14 protein-coding genes are annotated in these 16255 nt (G+C 38.6%); 7 read left to right on the top strand and 7 right to left on the bottom strand.

All coding sequences use genetic code 11. The features are described 5' to 3' along the window. Nucleotides 1–11: 11 nt before the first annotated feature. Nucleotides 12–869 carry a hypothetical protein gene (locus tag OA84_RS08200; protein ID WP_039344644.1) on the top strand — a complete coding sequence of 286 codons (858 nt, stop codon included), beginning with the start codon at nucleotides 12–14 and terminating at the stop codon, nucleotides 867–869. A gap of 119 nt (nucleotides 870–988) precedes the next feature. On the opposite strand, the gene OA84_RS08195 is transcribed toward OA84_RS08200, so the two are convergent. Then, on the bottom strand, nucleotides 989–1834 hold the full coding sequence (locus OA84_RS08195) for an ion transporter (RefSeq protein WP_039344641.1): 846 nt from the start codon (nucleotides 1832–1834) through the stop codon (nucleotides 989–991). A gap of 56 nt (nucleotides 1835–1890) precedes the next feature. Here OA84_RS08195 and OA84_RS08190 point away from each other — a divergent pair, with 56 nt between their 5' ends. Both OA84_RS08190 and OA84_RS08185 read left to right on the top strand, forming a co-directional pair. Further along, nucleotides 1891–2988 (top strand): Nif3-like dinuclear metal center hexameric protein, encoded by a 1098-nt coding sequence (locus OA84_RS08190; protein ID WP_039344638.1) that lies wholly within the window; start codon nucleotides 1891–1893, stop codon nucleotides 2986–2988. A gap of 4 nt (nucleotides 2989–2992) precedes the next feature. Continuing rightward, on the top strand, nucleotides 2993–3772 hold the full coding sequence (locus OA84_RS08185; protein ID WP_039344637.1) for a zinc ribbon domain-containing protein: 780 nt from the start codon (nucleotides 2993–2995) through the stop codon (nucleotides 3770–3772). Between the two features lie 64 nt (nucleotides 3773–3836). Here OA84_RS08185 and OA84_RS08180 read toward each other — a convergent pair whose 3' ends face one another. Next, nucleotides 3837–5036 (bottom strand): pyridoxal phosphate-dependent aminotransferase, encoded by a 1200-nt coding sequence (locus tag OA84_RS08180; protein ID WP_039344634.1) that lies wholly within the window; start codon nucleotides 5034–5036, stop codon nucleotides 3837–3839. Between the two features lie 96 nt (nucleotides 5037–5132). On the opposite strand from OA84_RS08180, the gene rsmG reads away from it, so the two are divergent. The 3 genes from rsmG to OA84_RS08165 all read left to right on the top strand — a co-directional run bounded on the left by rsmG (nucleotide 5133) and on the right by OA84_RS08165 (nucleotide 9117). After that, nucleotides 5133–5768, top strand: a complete 636-nt coding sequence (rsmG, locus tag OA84_RS08175; protein WP_039344631.1) for a 16S rRNA (guanine(527)-N(7))-methyltransferase RsmG — start codon at nucleotides 5133–5135, stop codon at nucleotides 5766–5768. Between the two features lie 48 nt (nucleotides 5769–5816). After that, nucleotides 5817–6233: a hypothetical protein gene (locus OA84_RS08170; RefSeq protein ID WP_039344628.1), complete on the top strand. Its 417-nt coding sequence runs from the start codon at nucleotides 5817–5819 to the stop codon at nucleotides 6231–6233. A gap of 157 nt (nucleotides 6234–6390) precedes the next feature. Then, entirely contained in the window at nucleotides 6391–9117 is a 2727-nt protein-coding gene (locus OA84_RS08165) for a PD-(D/E)XK nuclease family protein (RefSeq protein WP_039344627.1), read from the top strand. 33 nt (nucleotides 9118–9150) lie between these two features. On the opposite strand, the gene OA84_RS08160 is transcribed toward OA84_RS08165, so the two are convergent. The 5 genes from OA84_RS08160 to era all read right to left on the bottom strand — a co-directional run bounded on the left by OA84_RS08160 (nucleotide 9151) and on the right by era (nucleotide 15285). Continuing rightward, a complete protein-coding gene (locus OA84_RS08160; RefSeq protein ID WP_039344624.1) occupies nucleotides 9151–10329 on the bottom strand; it encodes an acyl-CoA dehydrogenase family protein in 1179 nt (392 codons plus the stop codon). 84 nt (nucleotides 10330–10413) lie between these two features. Continuing rightward, on the bottom strand, nucleotides 10414–10926 hold the full coding sequence (locus OA84_RS08155) for a hypothetical protein (RefSeq protein ID WP_039344621.1): 513 nt from the start codon (nucleotides 10924–10926) through the stop codon (nucleotides 10414–10416). Between the two features lie 471 nt (nucleotides 10927–11397). Further along, a complete protein-coding gene (locus OA84_RS08150) occupies nucleotides 11398–13791 on the bottom strand; it encodes an alpha/beta hydrolase family protein (RefSeq protein ID WP_039344618.1) in 2394 nt (797 codons plus the stop codon). Nucleotides 13792–13907: 116 nt separating this feature from the next. Continuing rightward, nucleotides 13908–14339, bottom strand: a complete 432-nt coding sequence (locus OA84_RS08145) for a DoxX family protein (protein WP_039344615.1) — start codon at nucleotides 14337–14339, stop codon at nucleotides 13908–13910. Nucleotides 14340–14403: 64 nt separating this feature from the next. After that, a complete protein-coding gene (era, locus tag OA84_RS08140; protein WP_039345906.1) occupies nucleotides 14404–15285 on the bottom strand; it encodes a GTPase Era in 882 nt (293 codons plus the stop codon). A gap of 181 nt (nucleotides 15286–15466) precedes the next feature. On the opposite strand from era, the gene ku reads away from it, so the two are divergent. Beyond that, nucleotides 15467–16255 (top strand): non-homologous end joining protein Ku, encoded by a 789-nt coding sequence (gene ku, locus OA84_RS08135; protein WP_039344612.1) that lies wholly within the window; start codon nucleotides 15467–15469, stop codon nucleotides 16253–16255.

Below are 16255 nucleotides of genomic sequence, written 5' to 3'. Positions count from 1 at the left end.
AACACACAAAGATGAAAAAGAAATTTACTATTGCAGTATTAACTGCGATGAGCATTTTCAGCTATGCTCAGGTCGGCATTAATACTACCACACCGAATGGCGCTACGGTTTTAGACATCCATTCCAACGACAAAGGGATATTAATCCCGAAACTAACAGACGCTCAGCGGGACACCAATCTCGCCGACAACAATCCGGCAACGGTACCGCCTGCCGGTGTTGCAAATGCTGCTTTAACTGAAGGAACTTTAATTTTCAATACTACAGCAAACGCCTTCCAGTATTGGGATGGGACTTTATGGAAACAAATATTTGTTCCTACATCTTCCGCAGCAGGTAATGATGGCGTGGTGAAAATTCTTTCCGGCGGCGCCGGTCAGTTGAAACCGACACTTTATCTTAAAGCTGCGCATGGCACTTACGGACCGGAGCAGCAGGTTTTATATCAAACCCCCTTAAATTTTGCGCCATCACCAACTACAAGCTGGCCGGAAACTACACCGAATGTAGCTGACAAAACTCCGTATATTTATCTGAACTCGCCAAACGGCCGTTTCAGGGAAAATGATATTGGCGGGCAGGTTCATATCTGGAGATTGGTTTTGTATGCGAACGCAGACTCCGGTTCAATTGGTTCAATAAACGCTAAATTCCAGAATACGGTTTCGGGTTTTATCGTAAATTCAATTGGAATGATACCAGCGGCGTCTAATTTTTCACCGGGAAATGTGGTCACCTTTTATTTTTATACCATTGCCGATCCTGATAGTCTGGCGCCCGGCCAGGGTTATCAGCTGACACTGTCCGCAGATATTAACGTTAACGTCACTATTGATTCCTTTACAAGAGTCTCACTTTTTAAAGACTAAATATTTCTAAAAACACAAATGAGAAAGTGCATCAAACGATGCACTTTTTTATATTTAATTATCCGGGATTTTAAAAATTGAAAAAAATGCCCGAAAAGCAGCTAAAAAAGTTTTAGATTTTATTCCGGAGTGATATCTTTCACTACTTTTTCGCCGCAGATTTTGCAGTAGCGTGCGTCGTCGTCAATATCATCATTACCGCAACGGTGGCAAACTTTCTCAAGGTTTTGGCGCTTGTTCCGCATTTCAGCGGTGACAATTCCGGTAGGCACTGCGATAATGGAATAACCGGCTAACATTAATAATATCGAAAGAAATTTTCCCAGTGGAGTTCCGGGCGAAACATCGCCGTAACCAACGGTAGTTACCGTTACTACCGCCCAGTAAATACTTTGCGGAATACTTTCAAAACCATCACGGTGACCTTCAACCATAAACATCATCGAACCGATAATTACAGAAAAAATCATCAAAAAGAGTAGAAAAATATAAATCTTCCGCGAGCTGTGCTTTAAAGCACGAATGATGAAATAACCGTCGTTCATAAAATCCATCAGGTTGAGAATGCGGAAAATCCTTAGCATGCGCAACATCCGAAGGATAAGGAAATACTTCGTGATCGGGAAAAAGAGGCTTAAATAAAAAGGTAAAATCGCAAGAAAATCAATAATCCCGAAAAAGCTGAAAATGTAGGCTTTTTTGTTCTTCAAAGTGATAATGCGGAGAATATATTCCACCGTGAAAAACGCGGTGATGATGATTTCTAAAATTACGAAGAGATTATGGAGTTTTGCATCGTAAATATCCACGCTTTCCATCATCACAATGAAAGTGCTGAGGAAAATCAATACAAGCAAACATAGGTCGAACAGCTTTCCGAGCCGGGTGTCCGATTTGAAAATAATACGGAAAAGCTGGCGCTTCCACTTTTTTCTTTCGGGAATAAAATCGTGTTCTCTTTCCATCACTCGTATCGGTAGAATTTAAAATTAATCGCTAAATTCGCTACAAACATAATAAAATGACAGTTAATGAAGTAATAGAAGGCTTGCAAAAGCTCATTCCTTTAGCGCAAGCTGAAGATTTTGACAATGTTGGGCTGCTTTGTGGTAATCCTTCACGCGAAGTTACGGGAATTTTGGTTTGCCATGATGTTTTGGAAAATGTTGTTGATGAAGCTATTACAAAGAATTTAAATTTAATTGTCACATTTCATCCGATTATTTTTTCAGGTTTAAAAAGCATTACCGGCAAAAATTATGTTGAAAAAACGGTGCTGAAAGCGATTGAAAATAAAATTGCAATCTATGCGATTCATACCGCTTTTGATAATGATTATTTTGGTGTCAATTACAAAATTTGTGAAAAATTAGGTCTTTTAAGCCAGAAAATTTTGATTCCTTCTGCGCATAAACTTCAGATCTTACAACTTTATGTTCCGCCAGAGAATGCAAGCGAAGTGAAGAATGCCTTGTTTAAAGCCGGCGCGGGAAATATCGGATTCTACGAAGAATGCAGCTTTACCATTCCGGGGAAAGGAAGTTTTAAGCCAAAACCGGGTGCAGATCTGTATGAAGGTGAAATCAACAAATGTGAGCATACGGATGAGTTGGTTCTTTCGGTGGTTTTTGAAGACTATAAGAAAAACAGCATCGTTAAAGCTATGAAAAATGCGCATCCGTACGAGGAAGTTGCTTATCAGATTATTAAAATTGAAAATGAAAACCAGTATTTAGGTTTAGGCAGATTTGGCGAATTAAGCGAGAAAATGGATGAAAATACTTTTCTGGAATTTGTTAAAAAAACTTTTAATTTAAAAATCATTCGACATTCCAATTTTACCGGTAAAAAAATTAAGCGCGTCGGAGTTTTGGGTGGAAGTGGAGCAAGCGGTTTATCAGCCGCGCTTTCTGCAGGTTGTGATGCTTATTTAACCGGAGATTTAAAATATCACGATTTTTTCCGCAGCGAAGGCAAAATATTGCTGTGCGACATCGGACATTTTGAATCTGAACAATTTGTAACTGAGCATTTAGTTGAAATTTTATCACAAAAATTCACTACCTTTGCGATCTCAAAATCTACCGAGAAAACCAACCCTGTAAACTATTTTTTATAAAAATATGGCAAAAAAAACTGTAGAAATATCCGTTGAAGATAAACTTAGAGCATTATATGATCTTCAAATTATTGATTCCCGTTTGGATGAAATCCGCAGCACACGCGGTGAATTGCCGATTGAAGTAGAAGATCTGGAAATTGAAATTGAAGGTCTGGAAAAAAGAGCTGAAAAGTTTCAAAGCGAAATCAAACTTCAAAATGAGGAAATTAACACCAAAAATGAAGTGATCAATCATGCGAAATCTTTAATTGAAAAATACAAGACGCAGCAAGATAACGTTCGCAACAATAAAGAATTTGAATCTTTGGAAAAAGAAATTGAATTCCAGGATTTAGAAATTCAGTTGGCGGAGAAAAGAATTGGTGAATTTGGTGCAAAAATTAGCCATAAAAACGAAACTTTGGAGGAGTTGACCAACAAAATCGAAGAATTAAAAAACCACTTGAAATTCAAAAAAGAGGAGCTTGAAAATTTGGTTTCGGAAACTCAGAAAGAAGAAGATTTTTTACTTGCAAAATCACAGGAATTTGCGAAAAATATCGATGAGCGTTTGTTGGCGTCTTACCAACGAATCAGAACCAGCTCTCCAACCGGTTTAGCAGTTGTAGGTTTGGAAAGAGGTGCGCCGAAAGGATCGTTCTTTACGCTTCCGCCACAAAAGCAAATGGAAATCGCACAACGTAAAAAAATTATTATCGATGAACATTCCGGTAAAATTTTGGTTGACGATGATATGGTAAACGAGGAAAACGAAAAAATGAAAGACATTATTAAGTTTTAATTTCTTCAAAAAAATATAAAAAAACCGGCTTAAATTTTAAACCGGTTTTTTTTGTGCAAATAGCTCAGAAAATTTCTGCATTTTCCAGAAAATGTTTGATGCGCCGCATTGCTTCCATTAAATCTTTTTCTGCCGCGGCGTAAGAAAACCGCACGCAGTTTGGATTTCCGAAAGAGACACCGCCAACAGCACCAACGTGCGCATTTTCAAGCAAAATCATCGCGAAATCATCCGCGTTTTCAACCGGTTTTCCGTTGATGGTTTTACCGATATAATAAGAAATATCCGGAAAGAAATAAAATGCTGATTTCGGATAATTCACCTTAAAACCCGGAATTCCTTTCATTAAAGAATACACGATTTCGCGTCTTTTTTTAAATTCTTTAATCATATAATCGTAGTTCGACGGATCGGTTTTCAGCGCGGTAATTGAAGCTTTTTGTGCCATGGTATTCGCGCCGCTCGTCATCTGTCCCTGAATTTTTTCGCACGCCTGCGCCAGCCATTTCGGACACGCCGAATATCCAATCCGCCACCCCGTCATCGCAAAAGCTTTCGACATTCCATTAATTACCGCCGTCTGTTCGTAAACCTGCGGAAATTCTGCGATAGAAGTATGTTTTCCGTCGTAATTGATGTATTCGTAAATCTCATCCGAAATCACTGTAATCTGAGGATGTTTTGCGATCACAGTTGCGAGCGCTTCAAGCTCTTCGTAGGTATAATAACTTCCGGATGGATTACAAGGCGAACTGTAGAGCAGGGCTTTTGTTCGAGGTGTAATTGCTTTTTCTAGCTGCAGTGCCGTAATTTTAAACTCAGTTTCTATGCTGGTATTCACGATAATTCCCGTGCCGCCCATCATTTTCACCATTTCTTCGTAGCTTACCCAGAAGGGCGCCGGCAAAATAACTTCATCACCATCATTAATTATTGCTGCCAGAACATTTAAAATAGACTGTTTTGCACCATTCGAAACGCAAATCTGCGACGGTTCATACTGTAGATTATTATCGCGCTGCAATTTTTCGCAAATAGCCTGGCGCAAATCCATAAAACCGGGAACCGGCGAGTAGTGGCTGAAATTTTGGTCAATTGCGGCAAAAGCTGCTGTTTTAATATCATCCGGAACGTCAAAGTCCGGTTCGCCCAAAGTAAGGCTGATCACATCAATTCCAGCGGCTTTCATTTCCCGAACTTTGTTGCTCATTACAAAAGTCTGCGAAAAACTGAGCCTTTGCAGTCGGTCAGAATATTTATTCATAATTATTTTAAAGTATTTCAAAGTTAAATTTTTACTTCGACGCCGCAAAAAGAAACTTTTCTAAAAAGCTTTCATACTTTTGTAAAAAATTGCTAAATGCCGGTAGAATTAATAGAAAAGTATTTTCCAGATCTTTCAGAAAAACAAAAAAATCAGTTCGCGCAGCTCGAAGAATTGTATGCGGAATGGAATGAAAAAATTAACGTGATTTCCCGAAAAGATATGGATTCGCTGTACGAAAAACATATTCTGCATTCTTTAGGCATCGCAAAAGTGATGGAATTCGTTCCCGGTACAAAAGTTTTAGATATTGGTACAGGCGGCGGTTTTCCAGGAATTCCGCTCGCGATTCTTTTTCCGGAAGTGCAGTTTACTTTGGTGGATTCTATCGGTAAAAAAATTACGGTGGTGAAAGAAGTTTCCGAGGGAATAGGTTTGCAAAATGTGACTGCAATTCATACAAGAGCTGAAGAACTGAAAGAAAAATTTCATTTTGTGGTAAGTCGCGCGGTGACGCAGATGCCCGTTTTTTTAACCTGGTTAAAGGGAAAATTCGAAAAACAAAACCTGAATGCAAAACGTAACGGCGTTTTATACCTGAAAGGTGGCGACTTAACCGAAGAACTTGCCGGGCTGAAAACCGAAATTTTTCCACTTCAAAATTATTTCGAAAGTGAATTTTTTGAAACCAAAAAAGTAGTATATTTATCAAAGGAAAATTTTCTTTCCTAACTTCCTGTTTTTGTTCGTTTTATAAGTGACCTTCCAAAATGCCAGCTTATGAAAAATTCTTTACACTACGTTGCAATTTTTCTGTTGCTGTTATGCGTGCTTCGCTGTAACGACCGTAATGAGCGCGCGTATGTGAACAGCTCCGGCGCGGTGCAGATAGACAGCGTGAAAATTGAGCAGGACACGATGGCACTTTTCAGCATTCAGGCAATTCAGACTTTTTCTACATTTAATTACAGCTGCGAAGGATTTTACGGCTACGATTATATTTATGCCGATGAATTCAACCGCGATGTAACTTCATACAAATTCACGACGGAAGCTGCGTGCGGTGAAAAAAAAGTACATTTTTCTCAGATAAATTTTCGGCCGCAGCAGCGCGGAACGTATTTCTTTAAATTTTTTAATGGTTTAAATTCCGCGGGAAAAGCAATTTGGATTGAGAAAAAAATTACCGTTCTGTAAGCACTTTTTTGGCTGCTATAAAGGCATTTTTTTGCAAAACTTCTTTCTTATAAAAATGCTTACTTATTGAGAAAATCCTTATTTTTAAGTTTTTAGAAAAGCAATTCTGCTGCAAAGCAGAATTAAAATTTTTTGCCCAAATACCCCCGAAATTTTTATGCAATTTTTAAATAAAATTATAACCGAACTGCTGGATCAAAATGCAGATCTTTCACAATATTCCATTGTTTTGCCGGGAAAAAGACCCATTGTTTTCATTAAAAGAATTCTGCAGGAAAGACAATATTCAGGTTTGCTGCCCAATTTTTATACGATTGAAGATTTAATTGTGCAGATTTCTGAGAAGCAACCGGTGAAAGGAATTGCCTTATGGCTTTTTGCTTTTGATGTTTATCGGGAAATTTATCCCGGTGAAGATTTTGCCGGCTTCTTAAAATGGTTTCCGACGCTTTTAAAAGATTGGGATGATATTCTGAAATTTACGGATTCCGACAAAGCCGTTCTGGAATATATGTTCGACGAAGAACGCATTAAAAACTGGTCTGAAAACCTTGGTGATACTACGGATTTGCCGCGGCATAAATATTTGAATTTTTGGCAGAAAATGAACCATTTTTTACCGATCTTAAAACAGAAATTGGCGGAGAAAAACTGGGCAACTTCCGGAATGATTCATGAAACCGTGAAAGGTAAAACCGAAAAATTTGCCCAAACAACGGCAAATAAATTTGTTTTCTGCGGGTTTAATGCCTTCACCAAAGTTGAGGAAAAACTCGTGCGAAACCTTTTACAATGGGATAAAGCGCAATGTTTTTTCCATACCGACGAATATTATATGAACGATTTGCGCCAGGAAGCAGGAAAATTTCTGCGCGACATTAAAACCTGGAAAGAATTTAATGACAGCCGCGAATTCCGCTGGATAGATGATGATTTTGCGCAACCGAAAAACATCAAAGTTTATGAAGTTTCCGGCAACATCACCCAGGCGAAAGTTTTGCCGGACATTTTTAAAAACATTAATGATCCAAATCTTTCGAAAACCGCGGTGGTTCTTCTGGACGAAAATTTGCTGCCAACCTGCCTCGATGCGCTGAGCAGCGTAAATTATCTGAATATTACAATGGGTTTTCCGCTTAAAAACCTGAATTTCAGCAACGCGGTAAAACAGCTTTTTTACCTCCAAAAGCAGCTGGAAAAAAAGGATTCGTCTTACTATTATAATGATGTGCTTTCGGTTTTGGAAGAACTGCCGAATAATGAAGTTGACCAACGGATTATCCTGAATTTTAAAGCAAATATTGAAGAACGAAACATTGTTTACATTGGAAAAAACCAGTTTAGAGAACTGTTAAACGAGCTTTCCTTTTTCAATTTATTCGAAAAACCTGCTGGCATCATTTCGTTTTTGGACCAGCTTATTTCGTTCTGTTATGAACTGAAATTCCGGGAAATAGACGATATTTTGTACGAAAGTATTTCGCACTTTGAAAAGAGTTTTAAAATCATTAAAAACCAGCTTTCACCGTACACTTTTGCAATGGGAATGGACACGCTGGAAGTGCTCATCAACCAGCTTGTAAATTCCGAAACCATCGATTTTGAAGGAGAACCGCTGCAAGGTTTACAGGTGATGGGTTTGCTGGAAACGCGTTTGCTGTGCTTTGAAAATGTTATTTTGCTGTCTGCTAATGAAGGGAAACTTCCGTTGGGCAATTCGCAGAACACTTATCTGCCTTTCGACGTTCGTCGCCATTTTAATCTTCATACTTTCCTAGAAAATGACAGCATTTATGCCTACCATTTTTACCGGCTTATCCAATGTTCACCGAATGTTCACCTGCTTTTCAATGCTTTAAGTTCCGGTGTAAATACCGGCGAAAAAAGCCGTTTTATCACGCAACTGGAGATTGAAGACAACCATCACCAGATTGAGAACATCATCATAGAAAACACGTCCGAACCGATCAATAAAGAAGCCATTGAAATCGAAAAAACAGCTTCGGTTTTAAAAAAGCTGGAAGAATGGAAAAGCCGCGTTTCAGCCTCACATCTGACTTCATATATTTACAATCCGATCGATTTTTATCTGACAAAAATATTGGGAACACGCGAAACCAGCGAAATTGAAGAAGAACTGTCGCAGCGCAGTTACGGAAATCTCGTTCATTATTCTTTACAGATTATATATGAAAAACTGGTAGGTAAACAATTGGTTGCAAGTGATTTGGAATTTTCTTCTTCCCAAATCAGCGACATCGTAAATACGTCGATTATTAAAATGAATCATCAGCTTGATTTTTACGAAAAAGGTATGAATTTCATCCATAAATCGATTGCGGAAAGGGTAGTGCGGACGATTGTAAATTACGATCTTGATCTGGTTAAAGGCGGAAACTCTTTAGAAATAATCGGTATTGAAGAGCAGTTTGAAAATATTCCGTTTTATCTGAACGAAGATAAAACAGATCATGTTTCGTTTTATGGATTTATTGACAGAATCGACCGCTTAAACGGAGAGCTCCGCATCATCGATTATAAAACAGCAAAAACGAAAAATCTGGCCATTTCACAGCCAAAAAAAGTGGAAGACGAAGAAAAGCTTGAAAAGATATTTTTTAAAGATGACCGCAAACAGGCGCTTCAGCTTTGTATTTACGCATACGCTGCAATTCATTCGCCGACAATTGTCGATAAACGCGTGCAGTGCGGAATCTGGAGTTTTGCCGAAGCCAATCAGGGTGTGCAGCTTTTAAGCATTTTCGATAAAACGGAAATTTCGGAAAATCTGCTGGAACAGCCGATGAAATCTATCCGAAATTTAATTCAGGAAATTCTGGACCCGGAAAAATATTTTAAAGAAACCGAAAAAGTAACTTGGTAAAAAAAACCTTCAACTTTTGTTGAAGGTTTTAATTTAAAAAGCGTTGATGCCCGTAATATCCATGCCGGTTATTAGCAGGTGAATATCGTGAGTGCCCTCGTAGGTAATTACCGACTCCAAATTTGCGGCGTGGCGCATCATCGGGAATTCGCCCATAATTCCCATTCCGCCAAGAATTTGCCGTGATTCGCGCGCAATTTCTATAGCCATTTTTACATTATTCCGTTTCGCCATGGAAATTTGTGCTGGCGTTGCTTTGTGTGCATTTTTTAAGTTTCCAAGCTGCAGACACAGCAACTGTGCTTTTGTAATTTCGGTCAGAAATTCAGCTAATTTTTTCTGCTGCAACTGGTAAGAAGCGATTGATTTTCCGAACTGTTTTCGTTCTTTAGCATATTGCAAAGCCGTGCAATAGCAGTCGATTGCTGCACCGATCACGCCCCAGGAAATGCCGTAACGGGCGGAATTTAAGCAGGAGAGTGGACCTTTCAAACCGATAACATTCGGTAAAAGATTTTCTTTCGGAACCTTTACATTATCAAAAATCAATTCACCGGTTTTGGAAGCACGAAGCGACCATTTATTTTGAGTTTCCGGCGTTGAAAATCCTTCAAAACCACGTTCAACGATTAAACCCTGAACTTTTCCGTCTTCATTTTTGCCCCAAACCACCGCAATATCGCAAAGCGGAGCATTGGTAATCCACATTTTTGCACCATTCAATAAATAATGATCTCCTTTGTCCACAAAATAAGTTTCCATCGAACCCGGATCGGAGCCGTGGTTTGGTTCCGTAAGCCCGAAAGCACCTATCATTTCACCAGAAGCAAGCTGTGGAAGATATTTCTTCTTTTGCTCTTCAGAACCGAACTCATTGATCGGAAACATCACCAGAGAACTCTGCACGGAAGCTGCGGAACGTACGGCAGAATCGCCGCGCTCCAATTCCTGCATAATGATTCCGTAGGAAATTTGGTCAAGTCCGGAACCGCCGTATTCTTCAGGAATATATGGCCCTAAAGCACCGATTTTTCCCAATTCTTTCATTAAATCCGGAATGTCAGTATGATGTTGCGCCGCGTCATCAATTTTCGGCATTACAAAACTTTCAACCCAGTCGCGAACCGACTGCCGTATAAGCAGGTGTTCCTCAGTTAATAAGCTGTCAATTCCGTAGTAATCAGGGATGGAAGTCAAAGGGTAGTAAGACATAAATTGTTGTTTTGCCTAATTTAAGATAATTTAAAAAGCTGGAAAAATATTGTGAATGATATTTCGGTAAAACGGAAAAATTGGTTATTTAAGCACGAAATTTTTATCGAAATCCGTACAATCGGTTTGTTTTAAAACATGACCATCGTATTTCAGTTCGTTGGGTTTCGCGTAAACGGATTTGATGCCGTCAACATCGTATAAACCGGTAGCTTCGAGGAGTGAACCGTCTTTTTTAAGGAAATAAATTTCGCGTTCAGAAGTTGTTCCTTCCGCCTGAAAAGTATACACAATTTTCAGCGTGTCGCCGTTTTGGCTTCCCATTATATCGCCGTGAGAGCTGTCTTTTTCGAAGTTTTTATAGCGCATTTTTCCGATGAAAGTTCCGAGATTATCTTCCAGTGAAAGGAAAACGGTATCTTTTCCAATAGCTTCCATATAACAGGTTTGAAGCGTGGAGGATTCCACCGCTTCGTTGGACTCCGGAATCACCATAGAATCCTGGTTGGACTGGTTTGTAACCACCGTTTCATCTGCTTTTTTCTCACAAGCGAGTGCAAACAGAATAATTGCTGATGCCGCTATAAAGTTTTTCATAAGTTTATTGTTGTAGTTTTTTTTGAGATTTAAATTTAAGTAAATTTTTTGAAGTGCTGATTTGGCTTTACTTAAAACCGAAAAAAATGCCCGAATAAAGCGGAATTTTTCAAAATTTTGATTTTTAATTCTTTGTGGTAAATTTAAAATTGAAAAATTTGCTCAAAGAGGAAGGAATTTTTTTCGGGGGTAGAATTAATTTTGTATCCATAGATTCAAAGTACACAATCAGGCGAAAATTTTTCGCTGTAAGCTTTAGCATTACAATGGTAAATCAAAAAAATATGCTGAAATAAGCGGCAATAAATTATATTCTAAAAACGCCTATAATTTATATTATGTTAAATTGAATTTGTTTCTGACTTTTAAATATAGTTTTTTGGTACATAATTTCCATTCCTGGCTTCATTGCAATTAATCAAGCTATAGAAATTAAAAAAGCCTCCCAGTCCGGAAGGCTTTTTTTCGCTGCTATTTTAAGCATTTTTCTAAAAACTGATCCTGTTCCCACAACGTATGCAAAACATTTTCCTTTGCTGCGTAGCCGTGAGCTTCTTTTGGTAAAAGAACCATTCTAACAGGTGCACCAAGATTTTTCAGCGCCTGAAAATATCTTTCAGTTTGCAAGGTAAATGTTCCCGGATTGTTATCCGCTTCACCGTGAATCAGCAACAACGGAGTTTTCATTTTGTCTGCTTGCATAAATGGCGACATTGTGTTGTAAATTTCCGGAACGTCCCAGTAATTTCTCTGCTCACTCTGGAAACCAAAAGGCGTCAACGTTCTGTTATACGCGCCACTTCGCGCAATGCCACAGGCGTAATCTTTTGAATGTGTAAGCAAGTTCGCCGTCATAAATGCGCCGTAGGAATGTCCGCCAACAGCCACTTTATTTCGGTCGAGATAACCTAATTTCTCCACCGCATCAATTGCTGCTCTACCATTCGCGATCAGTTGTGTGATAAAAGTGTCGTTTGGTTCGGTATTTCCTTCACCAATAATTGGGAACGAAGCATCATCCAACACCGCGTAACCTTTAGTAACCCAGTAAATAAAGGAACCATAGCTTGGGAAAGTAAAATCGTTCGGATTTTGCGTGCTTTGTCCAGCAGTATTTTTGTCTTTATATTCCGTTGGATAAGCCCAGATCAATAGCGGCAATTTTTCTTTGTGGTTTTTTCTGTCGTAGTTTGCCGGTAAATAAAGCGTTCCGCTGAGCACTACACCATCATTTCTTTTGTAGGTAATTACCTCTTTATAAACGTTTTTAATGCTTTCAAACGGATTGTCGAAGTTGGTAACAGGAACTGCTTTTCCACTTTTTAAATTTCGGATGAAATAATTCGGATATAATGTCGCGGACTGCTCCACAACCAAAACATTGTTTTTATCCAAAATATCAACAATACTTTCTTTAGAATTTTTAAGTTTTGAAGTATAAATTCTTTTCTTTCCGAAGGTACTTAAATTCACTTCATCGATGAACGGAAACTGTCCGTTTTTGGTGAAACCGGCACCAACCAGTTTGGCGGTATTGTTTTGAACATCAATTACATATCGCCCAAATTTGTTTTTAGTATCCGCAAAATTCCCCGGATCGCTGTAAACGTCCTGATAATTTCGGTCATCAATTTTTGCTGAACTTCCGTCTGTGAGGTTAATCAAATAGGTTTTTGTGTTTCTGGTATCGTACCAATCATCGGAAATAACGGCATAATTCCCGTTCGACCATTCGATACCGTTAAAACGCTGCTTGGTTTTGAAAAACGATTTCGGTGCGGCGGTAAATGGCGCTTCCCAAAGGAAAATTTCATCACGGAATTCAACATCTTTCGACTGATCACCGCCGTCTAAAGCTTCAGCGTAAACCAATGTTGCCGGTTGGTCATCTCGCCACGACATATTTCTTTTACCTTTTCTTACCGAGGAAAAACCTTTCGGCATAATTTCATTTAAAGGCGTTTCGTTGACGGTTTTTACCAATTTTCCGTCTTTATCGTAAATGGTAGAAGTCATGGGGAAACGGTTGAGCGGAACGATGTAGGAATACGGTTTTTGAATCGTCGTCAGCATCAGATAATTACCGTCCGGTGAAAAACTCATCGAGGAATAAATTTCTGCAGGCTTAAATTTTTCCTGAGTGCCATCAATATCAATTTTTACCAGTTCAGCTTTTGCTAAAGTCTCAAAGTTTGCTTCGTCCTGCGGATTTTTCAGCAAATCCTGATACGTTCTGTTTTGCGAAACTTTACCGTCAGAATTGGAAACTGTTGGACCCGTCGGTAAGCTTTTCTTATCATCAATTAATTCCGGTCTGTTGGCAGGAATTTGTTTTACAATCAGATGCTGAGAATCTGCCATCCAAGTGAACGGCATTCCTAAATTCGCGTTTAGCGGCTGAGTAGATATTTTTTTCGCGGTGTTTGTGGCTAAATCTAAAATCCAAAGTTCTACCCCGTTTGCGCTTGTATTGGTGAAAGCCATTTTTTTCTCATCAGGAGAAAAATTCATGTATGCAATTTTAGCGTTTGCAGGTAAACCTTTAACCTGAAGTTCGGTTTTGTCTTTTAACCTTTTGGTTTTCAGATTGTTTACATAAGTTATAGAACTTGAAATATTGGTTACCGGATTCACGCGTAAACCCGCGAGTTTCATTTCGTCCTGATTTAAATCGTCTAGAGATTTATAAGTTGGACGGTACGAAAAAATCATATAGTCGCGCTTGCTGTCCATCATTACAGATGGTGCGCGCTCGTAATCTGCAAGTTTCAGAATTTCCGCAGAAGGTTTCTGGTATGAAATGTTTTCCTGGGCGCTCGCAAAACCTATGAAAAGGAGTGCTACGGTGATTAAGGTTTTTGTCATGAATACTTTTTTCTCAAAACTATTAAAAATTAGTCTTATTTACAACATATAAAACGGCATAAAAAAAACCAACTATAAAAGTTGGTTAATTATCTAAAAGCAAAAAAAATCGCCTTTTACCAGGAAGAATCTCTGCGGCTGGAAATCATTCGGTCCACCGAAAAATATCTTGGACCAAATGTAAAAATGAGCGCAAAAATGGTTAAATAAAGTAAACTGGTTTCGCGTACGCTGAACGGATCCGAAAAGTGAACCACGAAAGCTGCGATAAACATGATGGCAGCTAAAACCAACGCCGCACCGCGCGTAAAAAGCCCAATAATCAGTAAAAAAGAGCAAATCAGCTCGATGATGATGGCCAATATTAAAGTCGCTTTCATCCCTATTCCCAAGAAGTTGAAAAACTGTATTTCCTTATCACCCAAAAGTAGCATCAGTTTCGGTAAACCGTGAAGCATGATCATGGAAACGCCCGCAAAAATACGGGCAAATAGCATGATGATATTATTAATTTCCGGATTGTCCTTAACAGAAGTAAAGTAGCTCATTGAAGTATTTTTAGTGATAAAAATTTTAAAAAGAGACTAAAGTAAGAAATATTTCCTACAACTGCTATCTATAGCCAAAATTCTTTAAGTCACGGTCGTTTTTGCGCCAGTCTTTTTTCACCTTTACAAAAAGGTTCAGGTGAATTTTTTTATCAAAGAATTTTTCAAGGTCGAGTCGTGCTTCTGTACCCACTTTTTTTATTGCATCACCTTTGTGGCCGATGATAATTCCTTTCTGCGTGTCTCTTTCAACATAAATTACCGCATCAATGAAGATAATTCCTTCTTTTTCCTTGAACATTTCGGTCACCACTTCCACAGAATAAGGAATTTCTTTTTCGTAATTCAACAATATTTTTTCGCGTATTGCTTCGTTCACAAAAAAGCGTTCAGGCTTGTCGGTGTATTGCGTTTTATCGTAATAAGGCGGATTTTCCGGTAATAAAGATTTTAATTTTGGTAAGATAACGTCGGTATTAAATCCTGTCAATGCGGAAATCGGTAAAATTTCAGCTTTCGGAATGCGTTCATGCCACTCCTCCATCACTTTTTCCAAATCGGTTTGGTTTGAAGCATCAATTTTATTCACCAAAATAAGAACGGGAACCGGAATTTTGTTGAGTTTTTCAATTAAAAATTCGCTTGGCGGCGTGCGGTCGGTAATATCAACAATGAACAAAAAAACGTCGGCATCCTGCAACGAATCTTTTACAAAATCCATCATTTTTTCCTGTAGTCCGTATTTCGGATCTAATACTCCCGGCGTATCTGAAAAGACAATCTGCAAATCCTCTTCGTTATAAATCCCGAAAATACGGTGTCTGGTGGTTTGTGCTTTTTGGGTGACAATCGCGAGTTTCTCGCCCATCAAATGGTTGAGAAGTGTAGATTTTCCTGCGTTTGGTTTCCCGACTATATTTACAAATCCTGCTTTATGTGCGCTCAAAATTTTCAATTTTTTAAAGTGAACAAAGTTAAGGAATTTTAGCCGGTGTACCTTTTTTTAAAGATTTAAAAAAAAAGCCCAAACAGCACCGAAAATTTCTATACCACAAAAATGTAATCTGGTGAGCAGTAAGCAGAAAGGCATAATTATTTCATTACGGCAAATCATTAAAAATGTAATTATGAAGGCGATTTGGAACGGTGCAATAGGTTTTGGTCTCGTAAATATTCCGGTAAAAATGTATTCTGCAGTGCAGGATTCCAATTTAGATTTGGATATGTTGGATAAAAGCGACCACGCAAATATCAAATTTAAAAGGGTCAACGAGAAATCCGGCAAGGAAGTTAAGTATGCTGATATTGTGAAAGGCTATATGATCGACGGCAATTATGTAATTCTGGAACCTGAAGATTACGCCGCCGTCGCACCAGAAAAAACCAAGGTTTTTTCCATTGAACAGTTTGTTCAGGAAGAGGAAATAGATTCGGTTTATTTTGAAGTCCCCTATTTTCTGGAACCGCAAAAAAATGCCGAAAACGCCTACAATTTATTGCTGAAAGCATTAAGCGAAACCAAAAAAGCCGGTATTGGTACTTTTATCATGCGCGACAAAGAAATTTTCGGCATGATTCGTCCGTATCAGGACGAAATTTTAATTGTAAACCGTTTGCGTTTTGCGCAGGAAATCCGCGATTACAAAGATCTGAAATTACCGCCGGCAAAAGATCCAAAAGCCGGTGAGCTGAAAATGGCAATTTCGCTGATTGAGCAAACTTCAGAAAAATTTAATCCCGCAGCTTACGAAGATACTTACAACGAAGATTTGCTGAAAATTATCGAAAGCAAAGCCAAAGGTAAAAAAGTGAAAAAAACCGACGAGGAGCCGGAAGAAACCGGAAAAGTTGTGGATTTGATGGCGCAGCTTAAAGCAAGTTTGGAAAGTTCTAAAAAAACCAAAAAAGTCTCCTGA

Source organism: Kaistella solincola, assembly GCF_000812875.1.
Lineage (GTDB): Bacteria > Bacteroidota > Bacteroidia > Flavobacteriales > Weeksellaceae > Kaistella > Kaistella solincola.
This window is presented reverse-complemented; position numbering and strand designations above follow the sequence as displayed.

Coding starts and splice junctions, on each gene's coding strand:
- OA84_RS08200 (WP_039344644.1), top strand. CDS start 12: ATGAAAAAGAAATTTACTATTGCAGTATTAACTGCGATGAGCATTTTC.
- OA84_RS08190 (WP_039344638.1), top strand. CDS start 1,891: ATGACAGTTAATGAAGTAATAGAAGGCTTGCAAAAGCTCATTCCTTTA.
- OA84_RS08145 (WP_039344615.1), bottom strand. CDS start 14,339: ATGAGCTACTTTACTTCTGTTAAGGACAATCCGGAAATTAATAATATC.
- OA84_RS08165 (WP_039344627.1), top strand. CDS start 6,391: ATGCAATTTTTAAATAAAATTATAACCGAACTGCTGGATCAAAATGCA.
- OA84_RS08180 (WP_039344634.1), bottom strand. CDS start 5,036: ATGAATAAATATTCTGACCGACTGCAAAGGCTCAGTTTTTCGCAGACT.
- OA84_RS08160 (WP_039344624.1), bottom strand. CDS start 10,329: ATGTCTTACTACCCTTTGACTTCCATCCCTGATTACTACGGAATTGAC.
- OA84_RS08195 (WP_039344641.1), bottom strand. CDS start 1,834: ATGGAAAGAGAACACGATTTTATTCCCGAAAGAAAAAAGTGGAAGCGC.
- ku (WP_039344612.1), top strand. CDS start 15,467: ATGAAGGCGATTTGGAACGGTGCAATAGGTTTTGGTCTCGTAAATATT.
- rsmG (WP_039344631.1), top strand. CDS start 5,133: ATGCCGGTAGAATTAATAGAAAAGTATTTTCCAGATCTTTCAGAAAAA.
- OA84_RS08185 (WP_039344637.1), top strand. CDS start 2,993: ATGGCAAAAAAAACTGTAGAAATATCCGTTGAAGATAAACTTAGAGCA.
- OA84_RS08170 (WP_039344628.1), top strand. CDS start 5,817: ATGAAAAATTCTTTACACTACGTTGCAATTTTTCTGTTGCTGTTATGC.
- OA84_RS08150 (WP_039344618.1), bottom strand. CDS start 13,791: ATGACAAAAACCTTAATCACCGTAGCACTCCTTTTCATAGGTTTTGCG.
- OA84_RS08155 (WP_039344621.1), bottom strand. CDS start 10,926: ATGAAAAACTTTATAGCGGCATCAGCAATTATTCTGTTTGCACTCGCT.